We start from the raw sequence: 18,662 nt of genomic DNA, 5'->3' as shown, positions 1-18,662 counted from the left end.
AATGTGCGCTCATTCTACTCTCACGCGTGGCGCCCGCATGGCTGTATCGCCCCTGCCCCCCTCATCGACCGACCCGGCCGCGCTGGTCGCCAGCGGCCGCCGCGTGTTCGAGATCGAGCGCGACGCCCTTGCCGCGGTAGCCGGGCGGCTCGGCGACGACTTCAGCCGGGCCTGCCAGCTGGTGCTGGAGAGCCGCGGCCGCGTGGTGGCGACCGGCATGGGCAAGTCCGGCCACGTGGCCCGCAAGATCGCGGCCACCCTGGCCTCGACCGGCACCCCGGCCTTCTACGTGCACCCCGGCGAAGCCGGCCACGGCGACCTGGGCATGATCACCGAGGCCGACGTGGTGCTGGCGCTGTCCTATTCGGGCGAATCCGACGAGGTGCTGATGCTGCTGCCGGTGCTCAAGCGCCAGGGCAACCGCCTGATCGCCATGACCGGCCGCCCCGGGTCGTCGCTGGCGCTGGCCGCCGACGTCCACCTGGACGTGAGCGTGCCGGCCGAGGCCTGCCCGCTGGCGCTGGCCCCGACCTCCAGCACCACCGCCTCGCTGGCGATGGGCGACGCCCTGGCCGTGGCCCTGCTCGACGCGCGCGGCTTCACCGCCGACGACTTCGCCCGCTCGCACCCGGCCGGCAGCCTGGGCCGGCGCCTGCTGCTGCACATCACCGACGTCATGCACAGCGGCGATGAACTGCCCAAGGTGGGCGAAACCGCCAGCCTGAGCGAGGCCCTGGTCGAAATGAGCCGCAAGCGACTGGGCATGACCGCCGTGGTCGATGCCGACCAGCGCCTGGTCGGGCTGTTCACCGACGGCGACCTGCGCCGGGCCCTGGACAGCGACCTGGACGTGCGCAGCGCGCGGATCGTCGATGTGATGACGCGGACCCCGCGCACCATCGGCGCCGACCAGCTTGCGGTGGAAGCGGCCCGGGTCATGGAAACCCAGCAGATCAACGGCCTGATCGTGGTCGATGGCGACGGCCGCGCGGTCGGCGCACTCAACATTCATGACCTGTTGCGGGCCCGGGTGGTTTAAACCACAGTGGCACTCCTCCATTCAGCTGACCTGCGTACCTGATGCCCTATTCCCCGCTGCCCGGTTTCCCGTCCCACCTGCATGCCGCCGCCGGCCGTATCCGGCTGGCCTGTTTCGACGTGGACGGCACGCTCACCGATGGTCGGCTCTACTACGACCGTGACGGCAACGAGAGCAAGGCGTATTACGTGCAGGACGGACTGGGCCTGAAACTGCTGCAGCAGCACGGCATCCACCCCGTGCTGATCACCGCGCGCAACAGCCTGTCGGCGCTCAAGCGCGGCGCCGACCTGGGCATCGACACCCAGATCGCGGTCGGCGACAAGCTGGCCAGCGTGCGGGTGCTGTGCGAACAGCACGGGATCGGCCTGGACCAGGTCGCCTTCATGGGCGACGACCTGCCCGACCTGGCCCCGCTGTGCGCGGTCGGGCTGGCGGTGGCCCCGGCCAACGCCCACCCCTGGATCGCCGAACGCGTGCACTGGCAGACCCGTGCCGATGGCGGCCGCGGTGCCGCGCGCGAGCTGTGCGACGTGCTGCTGGCCGCGCAGGGCCACGTGGATGCGGTGCTGGCGAGGTTCGGCGCATGAACCTGCGTACCGCACTGGGGGGCCTGCTGCTGGTTGCCGCCGTGCTCAGCGGCTGGGCGCTGCTGCGCGACCGCGACAAGGCGCCGGAGGCGACCGGCGACGACGCCAGCCGCGACTACGTGCTGCACGACTTCGAGATCGTCGCGCTGGACGAACAGGGCCGCGAGTCGACCACGCTGCGCGCGCCGCTGCTGGAGCGCACCCGCAGCGATGAGACGATGACCATCCAGACCCCCCTGTTCCTGCTGCCCGACCGCGACGGCAACCACTGGGAACTGCGCAGCGACACCGGCTGGGTCAGCGCCAACGGCGAAACGCTGCGCCTGACCGGCAACGTCAGTGGCGACAGCCCGCGCGTGCCGACGGTGCCGCCGACCACCTTCCGCACCGAGCAGTTGGACGTGTTCCCCAACGAAAACCGGGCCACCTCCGACGGCCTGGTCACCCTGACCCGGCCGGGCATGATCCAGTCCGGGGTAGGCTTCGCCCTGAACTCCAGCGACAAGACCTATCAGTTCCTGAGCCAGGTCAAGACCCGTTACACGCCCCGCCAATGACCCGCTCCGATGTTCCAGCGACGGCACTGGCCGTTCCCCCGAATCAGGCAGGAAAGCCCCACGTCATGAAGATCTTCTACGCCGCCGTATTCGCCTTGTGCCTGGCCGTGCCCAGCGTTGCCGTGCAGGCCAAGAGCAGCGACCGAAACCAGGAAATGACCATCGAGTCCGGCGCGCAGTCCGGCTCGTTCCTGGGCGATGGCATCATCACCCTGTCCAGCAACGTCGTCATCCAGCAGGGCACGCTGGACATCCGCGCCGCCCAGGCCCAGGTCCACATGAAGGATGGCGAGGCGGTGCGTGCCGTGTTCACAGGCAAGCAGGCCACCATGAAGCAGCAGCTGGACGACGGCAGCATGATGAATGCACGCGCCGACAACATCGATTACGACATCAAGGGCGAAATCATCACCCTGACCGGCAACTACGAAGTGGTCAGCGCGCAGGGCACCAACAGCGGCCAGCGCATGGTCTACAACACCCGTACCGGCGAAATGAACAGTGGTGGCGGCGGTGAAGCCGGCCGCGTGCGCACGGTCATTCCGCCCAAGAACAAGGGCGCGGCCCCGGCCGCCAAGCCGGCAGCGCCCGCCAAGACCACCGTCCCCGCCGCCGGGAGCAAGAAGTAATGCTCGTCGCCAAAGGCCTGCGCAAGCGCTACAAGCAGCGCGAAGTGGTCAAGGAATTCGGCCTGACCCTGGATGCCGGTGAAGTGGTCGGCCTGCTCGGTCCCAACGGTGCCGGCAAGACCACCTGCTTCTACATGATCGTCGGGCTGGTCGAGGCCGACGCCGGCAGCATCGTGCTGGACGGCAAGGACATCACCGCTGACCCGATGTACACCCGCGCCAAGCAGGGCGTGGGCTACCTGCCGCAGGAGCCGTCGGTGTTCCGCAAGCTGACCGTGGCCGACAACCTGCGCCTGGTGCTGGAGCTGCGCGAGGACCTGGACAAGGCCGGCCGCGAGAAGGAGCTGAATTCGCTGCTGGACGAACTGCAGATCGGCCACGTGGCCGACCAGCTGGGCGCCAGCCTGTCCGGTGGCGAGCGCCGCCGCTGCGAGATCGCCCGGGCCCTGGCCGCCAAACCGCGCCTGATCCTGCTCGACGAACCGTTCGCCGGCGTCGACCCGATCTCGGTCGGCGAGATCCAGCGCATCGTCACCCACCTCAAGCAGCGCGGCATCGGGGTCCTGATCACCGACCACAACGTGCGCGAGACCTTGGGAATCTGCGACCGCGCGTATATCCTCAACGAAGGCAGCGTACTGGCGCAGGGGGCACCAGCCGCGATCCTCGAGAACGCAGACGTCCGCCGTGTCTACCTTGGAGAGACCTTCAAGCTCTGACCCGCCGGCCGCTGCATCGCCTTCCCTCCGTTCGGCACAGGCATGAAAGCACGGCTGCAGACATCGCTGGGGCAACAACTGGTCATGACGCCGCAGCTGCGTCAGGCGATCAAGTTGCTGCAGATGTCGACCACGGAGCTGGAGCTGGAGCTGGCCGAGGCGGTGGAAACCAATCCCCTGCTGGACTGGGCCGAGAACGCCGAGCCGGGCCTGGAGGCCGCACCCGGCAGCGACGAGCGCCCGGCCGAAGCGGCCGAGCGCACCGACGAGCGCGACGCCCGCACCGACGGCGCCGACGACTGGGCGCCCGGCGAAAGCGACTGGAGCAGCGGCGGCAGTGGCGGTTCCTTCGACGATGACGACAACGGCAGCGCCGCCGAGCGCGTGGCCGAGACCGAGAGCCTGGCCGACCACCTGCTGTGGCAGCTGCACCTCTCGCACCTGTCCCGGCGCGACCGCAGCATCGGCGCGGCCCTGATCGACGCACTGGAAGAGGACGGCTACCTGCGCGAGCCCCTGGCCACCATCGCCGAAACCCTGCTCCCGGCCATCCATGCCGACGACGCCGAGATCCTCACCGTCCTGCACCAGATCCAGCGCTTCGACCCGATCGGGGTCGGCGCGCGCAGCCTGGGCGAATGCCTGCAGCTGCAGCTGGACGTGCTGGACCCGCAGACCCCCGGCCTGGCGCTGGCCCGGCGGATCGCCGACGGCCCGCTGGAGCGCCTGCCGCGCAGCGGCGTGAACGGCATTGCCCACGAGCTGCGCGAGCCGGTGGATGCGGTGGAGACCGCCGTGCAGCTGCTGCGCTCGCTGGACCCGCGCCCCGGCACCCAGATCGGCGACCTGGCCCACGACAGCTACGTGGTCCCGGACTGCGTGGTCTGGCGCCAGAACGGCAGCTGGCGGGCGGCCCTGGCCGGCCACGCCGGACCCAAAGTGGTCATCCACCGGGGCTATGAACAGATGATCCGCCGCTGCGGCGAAAGCGACGCCGGCTACCTGCGCGCCCACCTGCAGGAGGCGCGCTGGCTGCTCAAGGGCCTGGAAGCCCGTGGCGAGACCCTGCTGCGGGTGATGCGCTGCCTGCTGCAGCAGCAGGCCGCCTTCCTGGAGTTCGGTGAACAGGCCCTGCGCCCGCTGACCCTGCGCGAGGTGGCCGGCGAGCTGGGCCTGCACGAATCGACCATTTCCCGCGCCATCGCCCGCAAGTACGTGCGGACCCCGCGCGGGACCCTGGCCCTGCGGGCGTTCTTCGCCTCCGGGATCGACACCGATAGCGGCGGCGAGGCCTCCAGCACCGCCATCCAGGCCATGATCCGACGCCTGATCGACGACGAAAACCCGCGCAAGCCGCTTTCTGACGCCAAGCTGGCTGACCTGCTCAAGACCTCCGGAATACCGGTGGCGCGGCGCACCGTGGCGAAGTATCGTGAAGCCATGAACATTTCCGCCTCGCACGAACGAGTCCGCATCGCCTGACGCTCACACGCCTGGCGGCAAGGTTCATTGGCACATCCGAAGAGGAGAAGACCGATGCAAATCGAAACGTATGGCAAAGACGTGGAAGTGACCCCGGCCCTGCACAACTACGTGGAAGAAAAGCTCAGCAGGATCGGCAAGCATTTCGACCGCCACTGCGAGGTCAAAGTGACCTTGGCATTGCGCAAGAACGAGCATCACGTCGATGCCAGCGCGAACATCCCCGGGCAGACTCTTCACGCTGAAGCCGGCGGCCAGACCATGTATGCCGCGATCGATCTTCTCGCTGACAAGCTGGACCGGCTGGTGATCAAGCACAAGGAAAAAAAGCACCTGCATGCCCCGGTTCCGGCGCCCTTGGGCGACAATGGCGGCTGACGCCACCGCTCTCCCCCCAACATGCCTTTGACTGATCTACTGGCGGCCGTGCGCACCCAGGTGCTGCCGGCCGCCGATCGCGACAGTGTGCTGAAGGCCGCCGCCCGGCTGCTGGCCTGCCGCGAAGCCAATGCCGACCTGCTGTATGCCAACCTGCGCGAGCGCGAGTCGCTGGGCAGTACCGCCATCGGCCACGGCATCGCCATTCCGCACGGCCGCGCGCCGCTGCTCGAGCGCCCGCGTGGCGCCCTGTTGCGGTTGGAGACCCCGGTCGACTTCGGCGGCGACGAGCCGGTGGACCTGGTATTCGCCATCGCCGTGCCCAGCCACTACACCCATCAACACCTGATGCTGCTGTCCGAGCTGGCCGAGCTGTTTTCCGAGCCGGCCATCCGCCAGGCGCTGCGCGAAGCGCGCGACGCGGCGACCCTGCGCCAGGTCATCGAATTCCCCCCGCCGGCGAGCGCCGCATGAACACCAGCATCACCGCCCGTGAACTGTTCGAACAGCAACGCGACCGCCTCGGCCTGCGCTGGGTAGCCGGGCAGAAGGGCGAGCGGCGCGAGCTGGAGGCCGGCAACACGGTCTCGCGGCGCCCTTCGCTGGCCGGCTACCTCAACGCGATCTACCCCAACAAGGTGCAGATCCTGGGCACCGAAGAGCTGTCCTGGCTGGATTCGCTGGATTCGCGCCAGCGCTGGGAAACCATCGAGCGGATCATGCAGTCGCACCCGCTGGCGCTGGTGATCACCCGCAACCAGCCCTGCCCGGAAGACCTGCGCGCGGCCGCCGACGAGTCGCAGACCCCGCTGTGGATCTCGCCCAAGCGCGGCCACGAGCTGCTCAACCACCTGTCCTACCACCTGGCCCGCACCCTGGCGCCGCGGGTGATCCTGCACGGCGTGTTCATGGAGATCTACTCGATCGGCGTACTGATCACCGGTGAGGCGGGCTCGGGCAAGAGCGAGCTGGCGCTGGAACTGCTCAGCCGCGGCCACCGGCTGGTGGCCGACGACGCCCCCGAATTCACCCAGATCGCCCCCGACGTGCTCGACGGCACCTGCCCGGAGCTGCTGCAGGACCTGCTCGAAGTGCGCGGCCTGGGCGTGCTCAACGTGCGCGAGATGTTCGGTGACACGGCGGTAAAGAAGAACAAGTACCTTCGGCTCATCGTGCACCTGACCAAGCCCATGACCGAACCCACCCCCCATGGCTACGATCGCCTGACCGGCGATTCCGGCACCCGCCACGTGCTCGACCTGGACGTGCCGCTGATCACCCTGCCGGTGATGCCCGGGCGCAACCTGTCGGTGCTGACCGAAGCGGCCACCCGCCTGCATATCCTGCGCACCAAGGGCATCGACCCGGCCGCGATGTTCATCGCCCGCCACAGCAACCTGCTGGAGCGCCGCACGCCATGAGCACCCCGGCCCCCACCGCCGCCACCCTGATCATCGTCAGCGGCCTGTCCGGCTCCGGCAAGACGGTCGCGCTGAAGACCTTCGAAGACCTGGACTACTACTGTTCTGACAACCTGCCGATCAACCTGCTGCCCGACTTCGTGCGCAGCCTGCTGGCCGGTCATGACGCCGACGCCCCGCGCCGCCTCGCGGTGGGTATCGACGTGCGTGGCCAGAGCGACCTGAGCCAGCTCTCGCACTGGCGCGAAGACGCGCTGGCGGCCGGGCTGGACGCGCAGCTGCTGTTCTTCGACGCCACCGATGAAGCCCTGCTCAAGCGCTATGCCGACACCCGGCGCCGGCATCCGCTGAGCCAGCTCGGCCTGTCGCTGCCCGAGGCGATCGCACGCGAACGCGAACTGACCGCGCCGCTGCGCCGCGCCGCTGATGCGGTGATCGACACCACCGCGCTCAACGTGCACCAGCTGCGCCGCAAGGTGGTGACCGAATTCGCACTGAGCCACGGCAACAAGCTCTCGCTGTTGTTCGAATCGTTCGCCTACAAGCGCGGCGTGCCGGCCGAAGCCGACTTCGTGTTCGACGCCCGCGTGCTGCCCAATCCGCACTGGAACCCCGAGCTGCGGCCGATGTCCGGGCGCGAAGCCGGGGTGCGCGAGTACCTGGACGAGCAGGCGGACGTGCAGCGGTACGTGGCCCAGCTGATCGACTTCCTGGACACCTGGCTGCCCCGCCTCGGCAACGACACCCGCAGCTACGTCACCGTGGCGTTCGGCTGCACCGGTGGCAAACACCGATCGGTGTACCTGGCCGAGCGCCTGGCCCGGCATGCGCGCGACCAGGGCTGGGAAGAAGTGGCCACGTTCCACCGCGAGCTGGATTGAGTCAACGGACCAACGGTCCGTTGCTCCCGTGGTGTATCCCCAATTCATCTTGGGATGTTAACGTTCGACAATGACCTGTGGCATTCTCCTTGTAACTCATCCCGGTGTAGGCACGTCCCTGCTGGACGTGGCGACCCGGCTGCTGCGGCACCTGCCGCTGAAGACCGAAGCTTTCGAAGTACCGTTCGACGCAGACCTGGATGTCCTGCTCCCGCTCGCCTCGGCCGCCCTTCGACGGGTCGACAGCGGAGAAGGTGTGCTGATCCTGACCGACCTGTATGGCGCCAGCCCGAGCAATCTGGCAGCGCAGCTGGCCCGCCTGGGCACCCCGGCACGCCGGGTCTCGGCGCTGAGCCTGCCGATGTTGTTGCGAGTGATGAATTATCCGGAACAGGGACTGGATCAACTGCCCGCCACTGCGGCGGCGGGCACTCGCAATGGAGCGATTGTCGACGATGCTTGAACGTGAACTCACCGTATCCAACCGCCTGGGGCTGCACGCCCGCGCCACTGCAAAGCTGGTGCAGGTGCTGGCCCCGTTCCGCTGCAATGTGACCATGGCCGCCAAAGGCCGCGAGATCAACGCCAAGAGCATCATGGGCGTGATGCTGCTGGCTGCCGGCCAGGGCACTCCGGTCACCGTGCGCATCGACGGCGAAGACGAAACTGCTGCCATGGACGCCGTGGTGGCCCTGTTCGAGCGACGCTTCGACGAGGACAGCTGAGCATGCCGGGGCCACCGTCGCGATCAGGTTCCAGCACGGCACGGACCGCGTCCGGCGCCCTGCTGCTGACCGGCCACGGGGCCTCGCGTGGCAATGCCCTCGGCCGCGCCCGGGTACGCCTGCCGCACGCCCTGGAGGTGGCCGAGCAACGCATCACGCCGGCCCAGGTGCCAGGCGAACTGCAGCGGCTGCACGAGGCCGTCGAGGCCGCCCGTGCCGAGATGCACGACTTGCGTCAGCGCCTGCATGGTGCGTTGAACCAGGAGGCGGGCGAGTTTCTCGACCTGCATGCGCTGCTGCTGGACGATCCCGAGCTGCTGTTCGGCCTGGATGAGCTGATCCGAAGTGGCCCGTACAGCGCCGGCTATGCGCTGCGGGTGCAGCGCGATCGCCTGGCCAAGGTCTTCGATGGCATGGACGATGCCTATCTGAAAAGCCGGATGGACGACCTGGACCATGTGATCGGCCGCATCCACGCCTTCCTGCACAAGCGACCGCCCGACGTGAAGGGCCTGGCCGGGGAAATCCTGGTCTGCGACAACATCGCCCCGTCCGAGCTGGCCCAGCTGCAGGCGCACGGCGTGGTCGGCATCGTCACCGCCGCCGGCAGTGCGCTGTCGCACAGCGCAATCCTCGCGCGCAGCCTGCACCTGCCGCTGATCGTCAACGTGCCCAATGCGCTGCAGAAGATCGCCGACGGCGACGTGCTCGGCATCGACGGCAGTACCGGACAGATCACGGTCAACCCGCTGCCGCTGGACCTGCGCGACTACCGCGCGCGACTGCGCGAGCAGGCCCGCGAGCAGCGCGAACTCGGCCGCCTGCGCAGCAAGCCCAGCCGTACCCGCGACAACGTCACCATCGCGCTGCTGGCCAATGCCGAGTCGCGCGAGGACGTCACCGAGGCGCACGCGCTGGGCGCGCACGGGCTGGGCCTGTACCGCACCGAGTTCCTGTTCCTGCAGCGCGACGAGCTGCCCGACGAACAGGAACAGTTCGAAACCTACCGCGACGCCGCGCTTGGCATGAGCGGACGGCCGGTGACCATCCGCACCCTGGACCTGGGCGCGGACAAGGCTGACCGCACCGGCCTGACCCTGAGCAATGAGGAAAACCCGGCGCTGGGCCTGCGCGGGATCCGCCTTTCGCTGGCCCGGCCCAAAGTCGCCGACACCCAGCTGCGCGCGATCCTGCGCGCCTCGGCCTACGGCAAGCTGCGCATCCTGCTGCCGATGGTCAGCACGCGCGAGGAAATACGGGCGGTTCGCCGGCGCCTGGCCAAGCAGGCCGAGCTGCTGCGTGCCGAGGGCCACGAAGTAGCCGAGCACATTCCGTTCGGCGCCATGATCGAAGTGCCAGCCGCGGCAATCGCGCTGGAGAGCTTCATCGACCTGGTCGACTTCCTGTCGGTGGGGACCAATGACCTGGTGCAGTACCTGCTGGCCGCCGACCGCAACAACGAAGCGGTCGGCGAGCTGTATTCGCCGCTGCACCCGGCGGTGCTGCGCCTGCTCGCGCACATCCTGCGGGTGGGCCGCGAGCACGACGTGCCGGTTGCGGTCTGCGGCGAGATCGCCGGCGACCCGCGCATGACACGGCTGTTGCTGGCGCTGGGATTGACCGAGTTCAGCCTGCACCCGGGCACCCTGCTGGAAGTGCGACGCGCGGTGCGCGACAGCGACCTCGGCGAACTGCAGGCCGCCGCGCCGAAACTGTTGGCCGCCCGTGACCGACGCAGCATAGAGCGCTGGATCGAAAGCAACCCGTAGTGCCGGCCGCCGGCCGGCTCCTCGTGCTGCCTGCATCGTGCAGAGCCGGCCAGCGGCCGGCACTACGTCCCTACCGATTTGTCATCCATCCAAGCGATAATGACGCGGTGACCACCCCTCTTGCCGCATCCTGTACGGGATAGCGGCCTTTTTGATTTCCGCGGGAGCTGTGCATGGCCGAAGCCGTACGCCACGACAAGACGGCGCGCCAATTGCGTCTGTTGTCCGATGCACTGGACAGCGGGCGGCTTGGGCCGGTGCGCCGCCTGGTCAACACGCTGGCGCCGGCCGAGATCGGCAACCTGCTGGAGTCGCTGCCGCCCGGCAAGCGCGAGGTGGTGTGGGGCCTGGTCGACCCGGAAGACGACGGTGAAGTGCTTGTCCACGTCGGCGAGGAAGTACGCGAAAGCCTGCTGGCCGACATGGACCCCGACGAGATCATCGCCGCGGTCGAAGACCTGGACATCGACGACCTGGCCGACCTGGTCGAAGACCTGCCGGACACGGTCATCGACGAAGTGCTCAAGTCGATGGACCGCGAGAACCGCGAACGGCTCGAGCAGGTGCTGTCCTATCCCGAGGACAGCGCCGGCCGCCTGATGAACCCCGACGTGGTGACCGTGCGCGCCGACGTCAACGTCGACGTGGTGCTGCGCTACCTGCGCCTGCGCGGCGAGCTGCCCGACCACACCGACCACCTGTTCGTGGTCAGCCGCCGCCACCAGTACCTGGGCCGGCTGTCGCTCGCGTCGCTGGTGACCCACGAAGACAGCACCCCGATCAACCGCCTGATCGACGACGAGCAACCGGCCATCGACGTGGGCGAAAGCGCCGACGAAGTGGCCCGGCAGTTCTCCGACCATGACTGGGTGTCGGCGCCGGTGGTCGACGACAACAACATCCTGCTCGGCCGCATCACCATCGATGACGTGGTCGACATCATCCGTTCGCAGGCCGAGCACCAGGCGTTGGGCGCGGCCGGCCTGGACGAAGAAGAAGACCTGTTCTCACCGATCAAGCGTGCCGTGCGCGGTCGCGTGGTGTGGCTGGGCATCAACCTGTGTACCGCGTTCCTGGCGGCCACGGTGATCGGCCAGTTCGAGCTGACCCTGCAGAAAGTCGTAGCGCTGGCGGTGCTGATGCCGATCGTCGCCGGCGTGGGCGGCAACGCGGCGGTGCAGGTGCTGACCCTGATGGTGCGCGGCATCGCGCTCGGCCAGGTCGGCCAGAGCAACGCGCGCATCCTGCTGTGGAAGGAATCGCGGGTCGCGTTGATCAACGGCACCCTGATCGGCACCGTGGTCGGCATCATCGCCTTCCTGTGGTTCAACAGCTTCCTGCTGTCACTGGTCATCACCCTGGCGCTGATCATCAACTTCTGCGCTGCGGCGCTGGCCGGCGTGCTGCTGCCGCTGCTGCTCAAGCGCATGAACGTGGATCCGGCCGTCGCCGGCACCGTGGTGGTCACTGCGGTCACCGACGTCATGGGCTTCTTCAGCTTCCTGGGCCTGGCCACCCTGATCCTGCTGCACTGAGCGGAGTTTGCATGGCACTGACCCTCGACAATTACTTCGCCGCCGGCTGGCGCGACCAGCTGCATAGCTGCCCTGCCTGCGAATGGAAAGGCACTGCCCGCCAGATGTCGATGGAACTGCACGAAGACGAGGCGGAGTTCGATTGCCCGGTGTGCGAGAACCCGATCCTGCTGGTGGTGCATCCCAGCCTGGCCCAGGTGCAGGCCGCAGCGGCCGATGGCCACCCCGAGGCGATTGAACAGCTCGAGATCCTGGCGTCGGTCCCACGCCCCGACTGATGCACTGCAAGATGCCGACCGGCCCACGCGCGCCTAGACTGAAAACGATTCCAGTCGAGGACAGGCAATGGCACGAAGGGCGAGTGGGTGGTGGTGGGCGATGCTGACAATGCTGGTGTTGAGCGCATGTGCGTCGACCCGAGCTTCGGACAAGGGGCACTTCGTCGAGCGCTCGGTCACGGTCGAAGGGCAAACCTCGCGCTACCAGGTGTTCGTTCCCGCCAACGCGGCCGCGCAGCGCGGGGCCTTGCCGGTGGTGCTGTTCCTGCACGGTTCGGGCGAACGCGGCAGCGACGGCGTGAAGCAGACCGAGGCCGGCCTGGGCCCGCACCTGCGCAGCCACGCCCGCGACTTCCCCGCCCTGGTGGTGTTGCCGCAGGTGCCGGAGGACGAAGAGTGGTCGGGCATCAACAACCGCATCGCGCTTGCCGCGCTGGACGCGACCATCGCAGAATTCGGCGCCGATCCGCAGCGCCAGTACCTGACCGGCATGTCGATGGGCGGCTACGGCAGCTGGAACATCGCCCTGGACCACCCCACCCGCTTCGCCGCGATCGTACCGGTCTGCGGCGCAGTGCTCGCCCCGCGTGCGGTACGCACAACGCTGCTGGTCGAATCGGTGGCCGGTGAAGCCGATCCGTATGCCGCCATGGCCTCACAGCTCAAGGGGACCCCGATCTGGATGTTCCATGGCGCGAAAGACGACGTGGTGCTGCCCGACGACGACAGGCGCCTGAAGGCAGCATTTGACCAGGCCGGTGCCGCCGACGTGCGCTACACCGAGTACCCGCAGGGCAACCACAACGCGTGGGACGCGACGTACGCGGATGCGGCGATGTGGAAATGGCTGTTCGCGCAGCGGCGGTAGTGCCGGCCGCCGGCCGGCTCCACGAAGTGCATGCCCCCCCCGTAGTGCCGGCCGCTGGCCGGCTCCTCGCAATCCAACCTCGGGAAGAGCCGGCCGGCGGCCGGCACTACGGTCCATGTAGCCATCGGACTACGTCCCTTCGGCTGAAATCCCGCTGACACCGAGCATCTGGCGCATTCCAAGATGCTGCATGAGCTCCTCAAAACTACGCCGCGGACGGATATCGCTCATTGGGCACACCTACGTCCTGACCACCGTTTGCTGCGGACGCCGCCCTTGGTTCGACGACCCTGCATCCGCCGCCATTGTCATGAACGCCCTGCATGATCTTAGCGACCGCGGCTACGTCAGCTCGCTCGCATGGGTCGTCATGCCCGATCACGTCCACTGGATGTTCGAGCTCTGCAACGAACCCCTGTGCAATGTTGCCCGCAGATTCAAATCGTCAACGGGCTTGGCGCTGAACCGTATGCATCGACGCGGCGGCGCATTCTGGCAATCCGGCTACCACGACCACGCCCTTCGCTCTGACCGTTCGCTCCGCGACCATGTCATGTACATCCTGGGTAACCCCGTCCGCGCCGGCATCACCGGGAAACTGGGCGAATACCCCCACGCATGGTGCAAATGGCCCCTCGACACGTAGTGCCGGCCGCCGGCCGGCTCCTCACAATACCCGCCCTCCTGTAGTGCCGGCCGCTGGCCGGCTCAACAGCCACCGCACAGCCCTACCTTAAGCCAGGCATTTCCCCATCCCTCAAAACGCCATGGTCCGATTTCCCCGCCAGAGGGACAGCGATAGGTTAGTTGCGATCAGCGCTGATCCACTTTCCCATCGAGAAATTCCCATGAAAACCGCAATCACAGCTGTCGTTCTGTTGCTTTGCCTCACTTCCTCCGCTGCGTACGCCGCTCCTGAAACTGACGTAGTAACCACGAAACGCATCCTCGAACAAGAACAGCAGTCCATCGATGTTGCTTCAGCAGTCATCCGCTCCCGGCACGAGCTCAACCAGTTCCTCACCGCCAACACTGCCGTGCCACGCGGGGCAGCGTCTGCCCCTCGTCCTGCGAGCCGTTTTGACTTCTCGAACGAGGTTCAGCACGCCCCGCTGGGGCGTGTTTTTGAGGACTGCAACCGTGCCTAAAGGATTACCAAGCTCATCGCTTTGCCTGATCGCATCGCTTCTCAGCTGCATGGCCCATGCACATAGCTCGGAGACGGAGGTGGATAGGACTTCTGTCCAAGGATGTGCAGCGGTAAACCGAATCGCAGGCAGTGACGAAACCCGAAGCTTGGAGGCAATCGATATCCATGCACTGATCGCGCCCCAGGCACTCGCATGTTCAACTGAGATCACGACAAGGCGGAAGACCGCGACAATTGCTCAGCGTCGAGCCCAATTGAAAGCATTGGATACGCTCTCCTTCTACGCCAATGCAACCTCCCAGAATCTTCCGCTTCCAGTAGTTACCTTGGCGGAATCCGTTGTCGCCGACATGAATGAGGCAGCGATTGACCCCGAAGCAACGAATCTTCTGGAGGAACTGCACGCAGAGAACCGCTCGTCTGAATGGCTTGGCCGCATGCAGCTGACCGATGAAGTCCAGGCGTCAGAGGAGCCTGTATCGCCGTCTGGAGTGGTGACCACGCTGGTGCTGATCAACGGCCGCCTACGCTCTCGACGCCTGGATCTCGCTACCGTGGACATGGTCGTCGTTGCGGGATGCCACGTCGCCCAACGGGCTGCAGAAAAGCTGAAGGAGGATCCGAAGGTTCAGCGACTGCTGGCTGGGAGGCGAGTCGTGTGGATGCAGCCGGCGGGCCGCACTCTGGAGCTGGACGAACTGGAACAGTGGAACGCAAAATTTCCCGCGACGCCAATGCATGTTGCGCTACGCAACTCGCAATGGGTCGGAATGGATCTGACTGCGCTGCCTACCTTTCATGTAATGAAAGACGGGAAGGTGGTCGCGTCGCATCGCGGCTGGTCGCGCGACGGTGCGACGCCGGGGGACTTGCTGAGGATGTTGAAGAGACATCGCAGGCGTTGAGGTTCGCTTGCTGGCAGGCACCGCTTGGAGCCGGCCAGCGGCCGGCACTACAGCGGATTTCCCGTTACGTTGCGGTCAGGCCAGCAGGGTTTCCAGCACCGCCATCCGCACCGCGACGCCGTTCGCGACCTGGCGCAGCACCCACGACTGCGGGCCGTCGGCCACTTCGTCGGTGACTTCCACGCCACGGTTGATCGGGCCCGGGTGCAGCACGGCGGCGTCCTGGCCGGCGCGCTTGAGGCGCGCGACGTTCAGGCCATACTCGGCGTGGTACTGCTCGATCGACGGCACCAGGCCTTCTTCCATGCGCTCGCGCTGCAGCCGCAGCATCATCAGCGCGTCGACGCCTTCCAGCATCTGGTCGAAATCCTGGCCGACAATGCAGCCCTTCAGGGTCTCGTCGTCCGGCAGCAGCGACTGCGGGCCACACACGCGGATTTCGCCCACGCCCAGCGTGCGCAGTGCGTGCAGGTCGGTGCGGGCCACGCGCGAATGCTTCACGTCGCCGACGATCACCACCTTCATCTTCGAAAAATCGCCGCCCTTGGCCTGGCGCAGGGTCAGCATGTCCAGCAACCCCTGGGTGGGGTGCGCGCTGCGACCATCACCGGCGTTGATCAGCGCCGTGCCCTCGCCGGCCGCTGCCGCCAGCTCGGCGACCGCGCCGTCGTCCGGATGCCGCACCACGAAGCCACGCACGCCCATCGCTTCCAGGTTCTTCAACGTATCGCAGGCCGTTTCGCCCTTGCGCGTAGACGAGGTGGAAGCATCGAAGTTCAGCACGTCCGCACCCAGCCGCTGCGCGGCCAGCTGGAACGAGCTGCGGGTGCGGGTGGAGGGTTCGAAGAACAGCGTGCACACCGCGGAACCGGCCAGTACATGGCGCTTGTTGCCGACCCGACCCACCGCTGCGTCGCGGATCTGGCCGGCGCGGTCGAGCAGCTGCAGCAGGGTTTCGCGGGGCAGACCTTCCAGGGTCAGCAGGTGGCGCAGGCGTCCTTCGGAATCGAGTTGCGAGGCAGTCATGGGAGGGGTCTGGGGGTCAGGAAACGGGGGTGGCGTCGTCGGGCGAAGACAGCCAGCGTTCGATGATGACCGCGGCGGCCACCGCATCCAGCGTGGCCGCGTCGCGGCGACGCTTGCGGCCTTCGGCGCGCTCGACGGCAAACCGGCGCGCGGCTTCGACCGAGCTGGAACGCTCGTCGACCAGCACCACCGGCAGTTTGAAACGTTCCCGCAGCTGGCGGGCGAAGCCCTGCGCACGCTTGCGGTTGGGCTGGTCCTGGCCGTCCAGGGTGAGCGGGTCGCCCACCACCAGGCCATCAGGCCGCCATTCCTTGATCAGGCGCTCGACCGCAGCCCAGTCCGGCCCGTTGCCGTGCACGTCCACCACCGCGATGGCGCGGGCATGGGTACCGAACGAACTGCCGATGGCCACGCCGATCCGGCGCGAACCGACGTCGAAGCCGAGTACGGTGCCGTCGCGGCGGATGGTGGCCGGCTCAGACATGGCCGCTGTAGTCGGTGTGGCGGAACAGGTCCACGCCGATGCGCGACGCCGCGCCCTGCCAGCGCTGCTCCAGCGGGGTGTTGAACAGCAGCTCGGCGTCGGCCGGCACGGTCAGCCAGCTGTTGTCGGCGATCTCCGCTTCCAGCTGGCCTTCGGTCCAGCCGGCACAGCCCAGCGTGACCAGCGCATGGCGCGGGCCTTCGCCGCGGGCCATGGCTTCGAGGATGTCGCGCGAGGTGGTCAGGTACACGCCCTGGCCCACCTGCAGGCTGGAATCCCAGCCGCTGGCGTCGTCATGTATGACAAAGCCGCGCTCGGGATGGACCGGGCCGCCATTGAGCACCACCTGGTCGCGCAGCACCCGATCGTCGGTCTGGATATCCATCTGTGCCAGCACATCGCCCAGCGTGTACTCGGAAGGCTGGTTGACCAGCACCCCCATGGCGCCGTTTTCGTCGTGCTGGCAGATCAACGCCACCGTGCGTGCAAAGGTGGGATCGGTCAGCGACGGCAGCGCGACCAGCAGGTGATGGGCAAGCGTAGTGGGCAGCGTGGACATGTGGCCATTCTACCCGGTGCGCCCTGACACGGGCGTGAGCCACCACCCGCTGCGTGGACGGCGGTCGTAAACTTGGCTTCGAAGCGCCCCTTGCAGAAGAAGACTCCCCATGAGCGGTTACTGCCTCATCGCCCCGGGCCACCCGGTGCACGGTCACTACCATGACCATGAATATGGCTTCCCGCAGCGCGACGAACGCGAGCTGTTCGAGCGCCTGCTGCTGGAGATCAACCAGGCCGGGCTGAGTTGGGAAACCATCCTGAAGAAGCGCGAAGGCTTCCGCGCGGCCTACGACCAGTTCGACGTGGACACGGTGGCGGCCTACGGCGAGCGCGAGGTGGAGCGCCTGCTCAACGACCCGGGCATCATCCGCAACCGGCTCAAGGTGCATGCGGCGATCCACAACGCCCAGGTGATCCAGCAGCTGCGGGCCAGCCACGGCAGTTTCGCGGCCTGGCTGGACGCGCACCACCCGCGCGACAAGGCCGAGTGGGTAAAGCTGTTCAAGAAGACCTTCCGCTTCACCGGCGGTGAGATCACCGGCGAGTTCCTGATGAGCCTGGGGTATCTGCCCGGGGCGCACGCCAAGGATTGCCCCGTCTACAAGCGTTTGGCGAAATTGCGGGCTCAGACGCCCATGTAACGGCCCGGGCGGTGGTTGAACATCAGCACCAGGCTGAGCACCACCGCGCCGATCGCCGAGTACAGCACCTTGTCCGGCGAGAGCACGAAGAACGCCACGCCCATCAGCAGGGTGTCGAACGACATCTGCACCTTGCCGGCGCTCCAGCCACGGGTGCGCTGCAGGTATACCGCCAGGATGCCGATGCCGCCCAGGCTGGCCCGGTGGCGGATGTAGAACAGGATGCCCAGCCCGGCCAGCGCGCCGCCGACCAGCGCCGAGTACAGCGAGCTCATGTGGGCGAAGTCGGCCCAGCGCGGCAGCAGGTCGACGAGCACGCCACAGGCGGTAACCGCAGCGAAGGTCTTGAGGGTGAACTCCCACCCCATGCGGCGTACCGCCACCCAGTAGAACGGCAGGTTGACCAGTACGAACACCACGCCGAAGTTCCAGCCGAAGGCGTAGTGGGCCAGGAACGCCAGCCCGGCCATGCCGCCGATCATCAGCCCGCCCTTGGCGAAAATCGCCAGGCCCAGCGAGGCCACCAGGGTGGCCAGGATCATGCCCTGCACGTCCTCGGCGACCGAATGGCGCAGCGCTTTCTCGTCGGCCAGGGTGCCCGCGCTGTCCGGTGGCGGGGTCAGCGGGCCGGCGGTGACCAGATGGCCGTCAGCGTCGTCGCACGGCGCAGGGCCATGGGATTCAAGGGACATGGGGGTGGGGCCAGACTCGTGGGGAGCGGTATTAGACACGATTGGCGTGACAGTTGCAGGTGAAATGATTCAGTTCCGCAACAATCTGCCGTATCTGGCCGGTTTCGGCCGGGCCCTAGTCCCGCTGCCCCTTCAGGTGGTGGGCCACCAGCGCATTGGCATGACCGTGGCCCAGTCCGTGCGTCTCCTTCAGGAAGCCGACCAGCGCCATGTGCTTCAGCCCGCCCTGGGTAGCCAATAGAGCCAGCCAATGGCCGACCGGCTGGCCATAGGTTTTCTCAATGGATGGGAAGTAAGACGCGGGGCCTTTGACCGGGGCGGTGTCGTTCATG

Annotated in this window: 25 protein-coding genes; 20 read left to right on the top strand and 5 right to left on the bottom strand. The window is 67.3% G+C overall.

Features of this window, described 5'->3' with window-relative positions; genetic code table 11:
- The first annotated feature begins 37 nt into the window (after positions 1 to 37).
- The 19 genes from PDM28_RS05130 (at position 38) to PDM28_RS05040 (ending at position 14,926) form a co-directional block, all read left to right on the top strand.
- A complete protein-coding gene (locus PDM28_RS05130; RefSeq protein ID WP_102944141.1) occupies positions 38 to 1,039 on the top strand; it encodes a KpsF/GutQ family sugar-phosphate isomerase in 1,002 nt (333 codons plus the stop codon).
- A 41-nt stretch (positions 1,040 to 1,080) separates the two neighbouring features.
- Positions 1,081 to 1,629 carry a KdsC family phosphatase gene (locus PDM28_RS05125; RefSeq protein ID WP_102944142.1) on the top strand — a complete coding sequence of 183 codons (549 nt, stop codon included), beginning with the start codon at positions 1,081 to 1,083 and terminating at the stop codon, positions 1,627 to 1,629.
- Positions 1,626 to 2,186, top strand: coding sequence for an LPS export ABC transporter periplasmic protein LptC (lptC, locus tag PDM28_RS05120; RefSeq protein ID WP_311184022.1), 561 nt, complete (start codon positions 1,626 to 1,628; stop codon positions 2,184 to 2,186). The genes PDM28_RS05125 and lptC overlap by 4 nt, the downstream gene beginning before the upstream one ends.
- A gap of 65 nt (positions 2,187 to 2,251) precedes the next feature.
- Positions 2,252 to 2,815, top strand: a complete 564-nt coding sequence (gene lptA / locus PDM28_RS05115; RefSeq protein WP_311184021.1) for a lipopolysaccharide transport periplasmic protein LptA — start codon at positions 2,252 to 2,254, stop codon at positions 2,813 to 2,815.
- Positions 2,815 to 3,534 (top strand): LPS export ABC transporter ATP-binding protein, encoded by a 720-nt coding sequence (gene lptB / locus PDM28_RS05110; protein ID WP_102944145.1) that lies wholly within the window; start codon positions 2,815 to 2,817, stop codon positions 3,532 to 3,534. Before lptA ends, lptB begins: the two co-directional genes overlap by 1 nt.
- A gap of 42 nt (positions 3,535 to 3,576) precedes the next feature.
- On the top strand, positions 3,577 to 5,016 hold the full coding sequence (locus PDM28_RS05105; RefSeq protein WP_311184020.1) for an RNA polymerase factor sigma-54: 1,440 nt from the start codon (positions 3,577 to 3,579) through the stop codon (positions 5,014 to 5,016).
- 54 nt (positions 5,017 to 5,070) lie between these two features.
- Entirely contained in the window at positions 5,071 to 5,394 is a 324-nt protein-coding gene (gene hpf, locus PDM28_RS05100; RefSeq protein ID WP_311184019.1) for a ribosome hibernation-promoting factor, HPF/YfiA family, read from the top strand.
- A 21-nt stretch (positions 5,395 to 5,415) separates the two neighbouring features.
- Positions 5,416 to 5,868: a PTS sugar transporter subunit IIA gene (locus PDM28_RS05095; RefSeq protein ID WP_311184018.1), complete on the top strand. Its 453-nt coding sequence runs from the start codon at positions 5,416 to 5,418 to the stop codon at positions 5,866 to 5,868.
- A complete protein-coding gene (gene hprK, locus PDM28_RS05090) occupies positions 5,865 to 6,815 on the top strand; it encodes an HPr(Ser) kinase/phosphatase (RefSeq protein ID WP_311184017.1) in 951 nt (316 codons plus the stop codon). Before PDM28_RS05095 ends, hprK begins: the two co-directional genes overlap by 4 nt.
- Entirely contained in the window at positions 6,812 to 7,696 is an 885-nt protein-coding gene (gene rapZ, locus PDM28_RS05085; RefSeq protein WP_311184016.1) for an RNase adapter RapZ, read from the top strand. Before hprK ends, rapZ begins: the two co-directional genes overlap by 4 nt.
- A gap of 70 nt (positions 7,697 to 7,766) precedes the next feature.
- Positions 7,767 to 8,159, top strand: a complete 393-nt coding sequence (locus tag PDM28_RS05080; protein WP_102944150.1) for a PTS sugar transporter subunit IIA — start codon at positions 7,767 to 7,769, stop codon at positions 8,157 to 8,159.
- Positions 8,152 to 8,421 carry an HPr family phosphocarrier protein gene (locus tag PDM28_RS05075; protein WP_102944151.1) on the top strand — a complete coding sequence of 90 codons (270 nt, stop codon included), beginning with the start codon at positions 8,152 to 8,154 and terminating at the stop codon, positions 8,419 to 8,421. Before PDM28_RS05080 ends, PDM28_RS05075 begins: the two co-directional genes overlap by 8 nt.
- Before the next feature lie 2 nt (positions 8,422 to 8,423).
- On the top strand, positions 8,424 to 10,190 hold the full coding sequence (ptsP, locus tag PDM28_RS05070) for a phosphoenolpyruvate--protein phosphotransferase (protein ID WP_102944152.1): 1,767 nt from the start codon (positions 8,424 to 8,426) through the stop codon (positions 10,188 to 10,190).
- 173 nt (positions 10,191 to 10,363) lie between these two features.
- On the top strand, positions 10,364 to 11,725 hold the full coding sequence (gene mgtE, locus PDM28_RS05065; protein ID WP_070206690.1) for a magnesium transporter: 1,362 nt from the start codon (positions 10,364 to 10,366) through the stop codon (positions 11,723 to 11,725).
- 11 nt (positions 11,726 to 11,736) lie between these two features.
- Complete coding sequence (locus tag PDM28_RS05060; protein WP_102944153.1) at positions 11,737 to 12,003, top strand: hypothetical protein; 267 nt, start codon at positions 11,737 to 11,739, stop codon at positions 12,001 to 12,003.
- Positions 12,004 to 12,103: 100 nt separating this feature from the next.
- The gene (locus PDM28_RS05055) at positions 12,104 to 12,871 is read left to right on the top strand and encodes a carboxylesterase family protein (RefSeq protein ID WP_311184015.1); all 768 of its coding nucleotides are present in this window, start codon (positions 12,104 to 12,106) and stop codon (positions 12,869 to 12,871) included.
- Positions 12,872 to 13,061: 190 nt separating this feature from the next.
- A complete protein-coding gene (locus PDM28_RS05050) occupies positions 13,062 to 13,517 on the top strand; it encodes an REP-associated tyrosine transposase (RefSeq protein WP_311184014.1) in 456 nt (151 codons plus the stop codon).
- A gap of 202 nt (positions 13,518 to 13,719) precedes the next feature.
- On the top strand, positions 13,720 to 14,019 hold the full coding sequence (locus PDM28_RS05045) for a hypothetical protein (protein ID WP_311184013.1): 300 nt from the start codon (positions 13,720 to 13,722) through the stop codon (positions 14,017 to 14,019).
- Positions 14,020 to 14,167: 148 nt separating this feature from the next.
- Positions 14,168 to 14,926: a hypothetical protein gene (locus tag PDM28_RS05040; protein WP_311184012.1), complete on the top strand. Its 759-nt coding sequence runs from the start codon at positions 14,168 to 14,170 to the stop codon at positions 14,924 to 14,926.
- Between the two features lie 75 nt (positions 14,927 to 15,001).
- Here PDM28_RS05040 and PDM28_RS05035 read toward each other — a convergent pair whose 3' ends face one another.
- From PDM28_RS05035 to PDM28_RS05025, 3 genes are read right to left on the bottom strand one after another with little or no spacing between them, the layout of a single operon-like run.
- Entirely contained in the window at positions 15,002 to 15,952 is a 951-nt protein-coding gene (locus PDM28_RS05035; RefSeq protein WP_311184011.1) for an aspartate carbamoyltransferase catalytic subunit, read from the bottom strand.
- A gap of 16 nt (positions 15,953 to 15,968) precedes the next feature.
- Entirely contained in the window at positions 15,969 to 16,436 is a 468-nt protein-coding gene (gene ruvX / locus PDM28_RS05030; protein WP_070206694.1) for a Holliday junction resolvase RuvX, read from the bottom strand.
- Positions 16,429 to 16,995, bottom strand: a complete 567-nt coding sequence (locus PDM28_RS05025) for a YqgE/AlgH family protein (protein WP_102944158.1) — start codon at positions 16,993 to 16,995, stop codon at positions 16,429 to 16,431. The genes ruvX and PDM28_RS05025 overlap by 8 nt, the downstream gene beginning before the upstream one ends.
- A 109-nt stretch (positions 16,996 to 17,104) precedes the next feature.
- Here PDM28_RS05025 and PDM28_RS05020 point away from each other — a divergent pair, with 109 nt between their 5' ends.
- Positions 17,105 to 17,638 (top strand): DNA-3-methyladenine glycosylase I, encoded by a 534-nt coding sequence (locus tag PDM28_RS05020; protein ID WP_102944159.1) that lies wholly within the window; start codon positions 17,105 to 17,107, stop codon positions 17,636 to 17,638.
- On the opposite strand, the gene PDM28_RS05015 is transcribed toward PDM28_RS05020, so the two are convergent.
- Both PDM28_RS05015 and PDM28_RS05010 read right to left on the bottom strand, forming a co-directional pair.
- Positions 17,623 to 18,330: a YitT family protein gene (locus PDM28_RS05015; RefSeq protein WP_172448033.1), complete on the bottom strand. Its 708-nt coding sequence runs from the start codon at positions 18,328 to 18,330 to the stop codon at positions 17,623 to 17,625. The genes PDM28_RS05020 and PDM28_RS05015 overlap by 16 nt on opposite strands.
- Positions 18,331 to 18,445: 115 nt before the next feature.
- Complete coding sequence (locus tag PDM28_RS05010; RefSeq protein WP_311184010.1) at positions 18,446 to 18,661, bottom strand: DUF4287 domain-containing protein; 216 nt, start codon at positions 18,659 to 18,661, stop codon at positions 18,446 to 18,448.
- Position 18,662 lies beyond the last annotated feature (1 nt).

Origin of the sequence: Stenotrophomonas aracearum (genome assembly GCF_031834615.1) — a bacterium.
Taxonomy (GTDB): Bacteria; Pseudomonadota; Gammaproteobacteria; order Xanthomonadales; family Xanthomonadaceae; genus Stenotrophomonas; species Stenotrophomonas aracearum.
Note: the sequence above shows the minus strand (reverse complement) of the source record. Positions and strands in the feature narration are given on the sequence as shown.

Excerpts from the sequence above, each read along its gene's own strand:
- mgtE (WP_070206690.1), top strand. The coding sequence starts at position 10,364 with ATGGCCGAAGCCGTACGCCACGACAAGACGGCGCGCCAATTGCGTCTG.
- PDM28_RS05105 (WP_311184020.1), top strand. The coding sequence starts at position 3,577 with ATGAAAGCACGGCTGCAGACATCGCTGGGGCAACAACTGGTCATGACG.
- PDM28_RS05015 (WP_172448033.1), bottom strand. The coding sequence starts at position 18,330 with ATGTCCCTTGAATCCCATGGCCCTGCGCCGTGCGACGACGCTGACGGC.
- ptsP (WP_102944152.1), top strand. The coding sequence starts at position 8,424 with ATGCCGGGGCCACCGTCGCGATCAGGTTCCAGCACGGCACGGACCGCG.
- lptC (WP_311184022.1), top strand. The coding sequence starts at position 1,626 with ATGAACCTGCGTACCGCACTGGGGGGCCTGCTGCTGGTTGCCGCCGTG.
- PDM28_RS05095 (WP_311184018.1), top strand. The coding sequence starts at position 5,416 with ATGCCTTTGACTGATCTACTGGCGGCCGTGCGCACCCAGGTGCTGCCG.
- ruvX (WP_070206694.1), bottom strand. The coding sequence starts at position 16,436 with ATGTCTGAGCCGGCCACCATCCGCCGCGACGGCACCGTACTCGGCTTC.
- PDM28_RS05035 (WP_311184011.1), bottom strand. The coding sequence starts at position 15,952 with ATGACTGCCTCGCAACTCGATTCCGAAGGACGCCTGCGCCACCTGCTG.
- PDM28_RS05080 (WP_102944150.1), top strand. The coding sequence starts at position 7,767 with ATGACCTGTGGCATTCTCCTTGTAACTCATCCCGGTGTAGGCACGTCC.
- PDM28_RS05010 (WP_311184010.1), bottom strand. The coding sequence starts at position 18,661 with ATGAACGACACCGCCCCGGTCAAAGGCCCCGCGTCTTACTTCCCATCC.
- PDM28_RS05130 (WP_102944141.1), top strand. The coding sequence starts at position 38 with ATGGCTGTATCGCCCCTGCCCCCCTCATCGACCGACCCGGCCGCGCTG.
- hpf (WP_311184019.1), top strand. The coding sequence starts at position 5,071 with ATGCAAATCGAAACGTATGGCAAAGACGTGGAAGTGACCCCGGCCCTG.
- lptB (WP_102944145.1), top strand. The coding sequence starts at position 2,815 with ATGCTCGTCGCCAAAGGCCTGCGCAAGCGCTACAAGCAGCGCGAAGTG.
- hprK (WP_311184017.1), top strand. The coding sequence starts at position 5,865 with ATGAACACCAGCATCACCGCCCGTGAACTGTTCGAACAGCAACGCGAC.
- PDM28_RS05025 (WP_102944158.1), bottom strand. The coding sequence starts at position 16,995 with ATGTCCACGCTGCCCACTACGCTTGCCCATCACCTGCTGGTCGCGCTG.
- PDM28_RS05045 (WP_311184013.1), top strand. The coding sequence starts at position 13,720 with ATGAAAACCGCAATCACAGCTGTCGTTCTGTTGCTTTGCCTCACTTCC.
- PDM28_RS05125 (WP_102944142.1), top strand. The coding sequence starts at position 1,081 with ATGCCCTATTCCCCGCTGCCCGGTTTCCCGTCCCACCTGCATGCCGCC.
- PDM28_RS05050 (WP_311184014.1), top strand. The coding sequence starts at position 13,062 with ATGAGCTCCTCAAAACTACGCCGCGGACGGATATCGCTCATTGGGCAC.
- rapZ (WP_311184016.1), top strand. The coding sequence starts at position 6,812 with ATGAGCACCCCGGCCCCCACCGCCGCCACCCTGATCATCGTCAGCGGC.
- PDM28_RS05055 (WP_311184015.1), top strand. The coding sequence starts at position 12,104 with ATGCTGACAATGCTGGTGTTGAGCGCATGTGCGTCGACCCGAGCTTCG.
- PDM28_RS05020 (WP_102944159.1), top strand. The coding sequence starts at position 17,105 with ATGAGCGGTTACTGCCTCATCGCCCCGGGCCACCCGGTGCACGGTCAC.
- PDM28_RS05060 (WP_102944153.1), top strand. The coding sequence starts at position 11,737 with ATGGCACTGACCCTCGACAATTACTTCGCCGCCGGCTGGCGCGACCAG.
- lptA (WP_311184021.1), top strand. The coding sequence starts at position 2,252 with ATGAAGATCTTCTACGCCGCCGTATTCGCCTTGTGCCTGGCCGTGCCC.
- PDM28_RS05075 (WP_102944151.1), top strand. The coding sequence starts at position 8,152 with ATGCTTGAACGTGAACTCACCGTATCCAACCGCCTGGGGCTGCACGCC.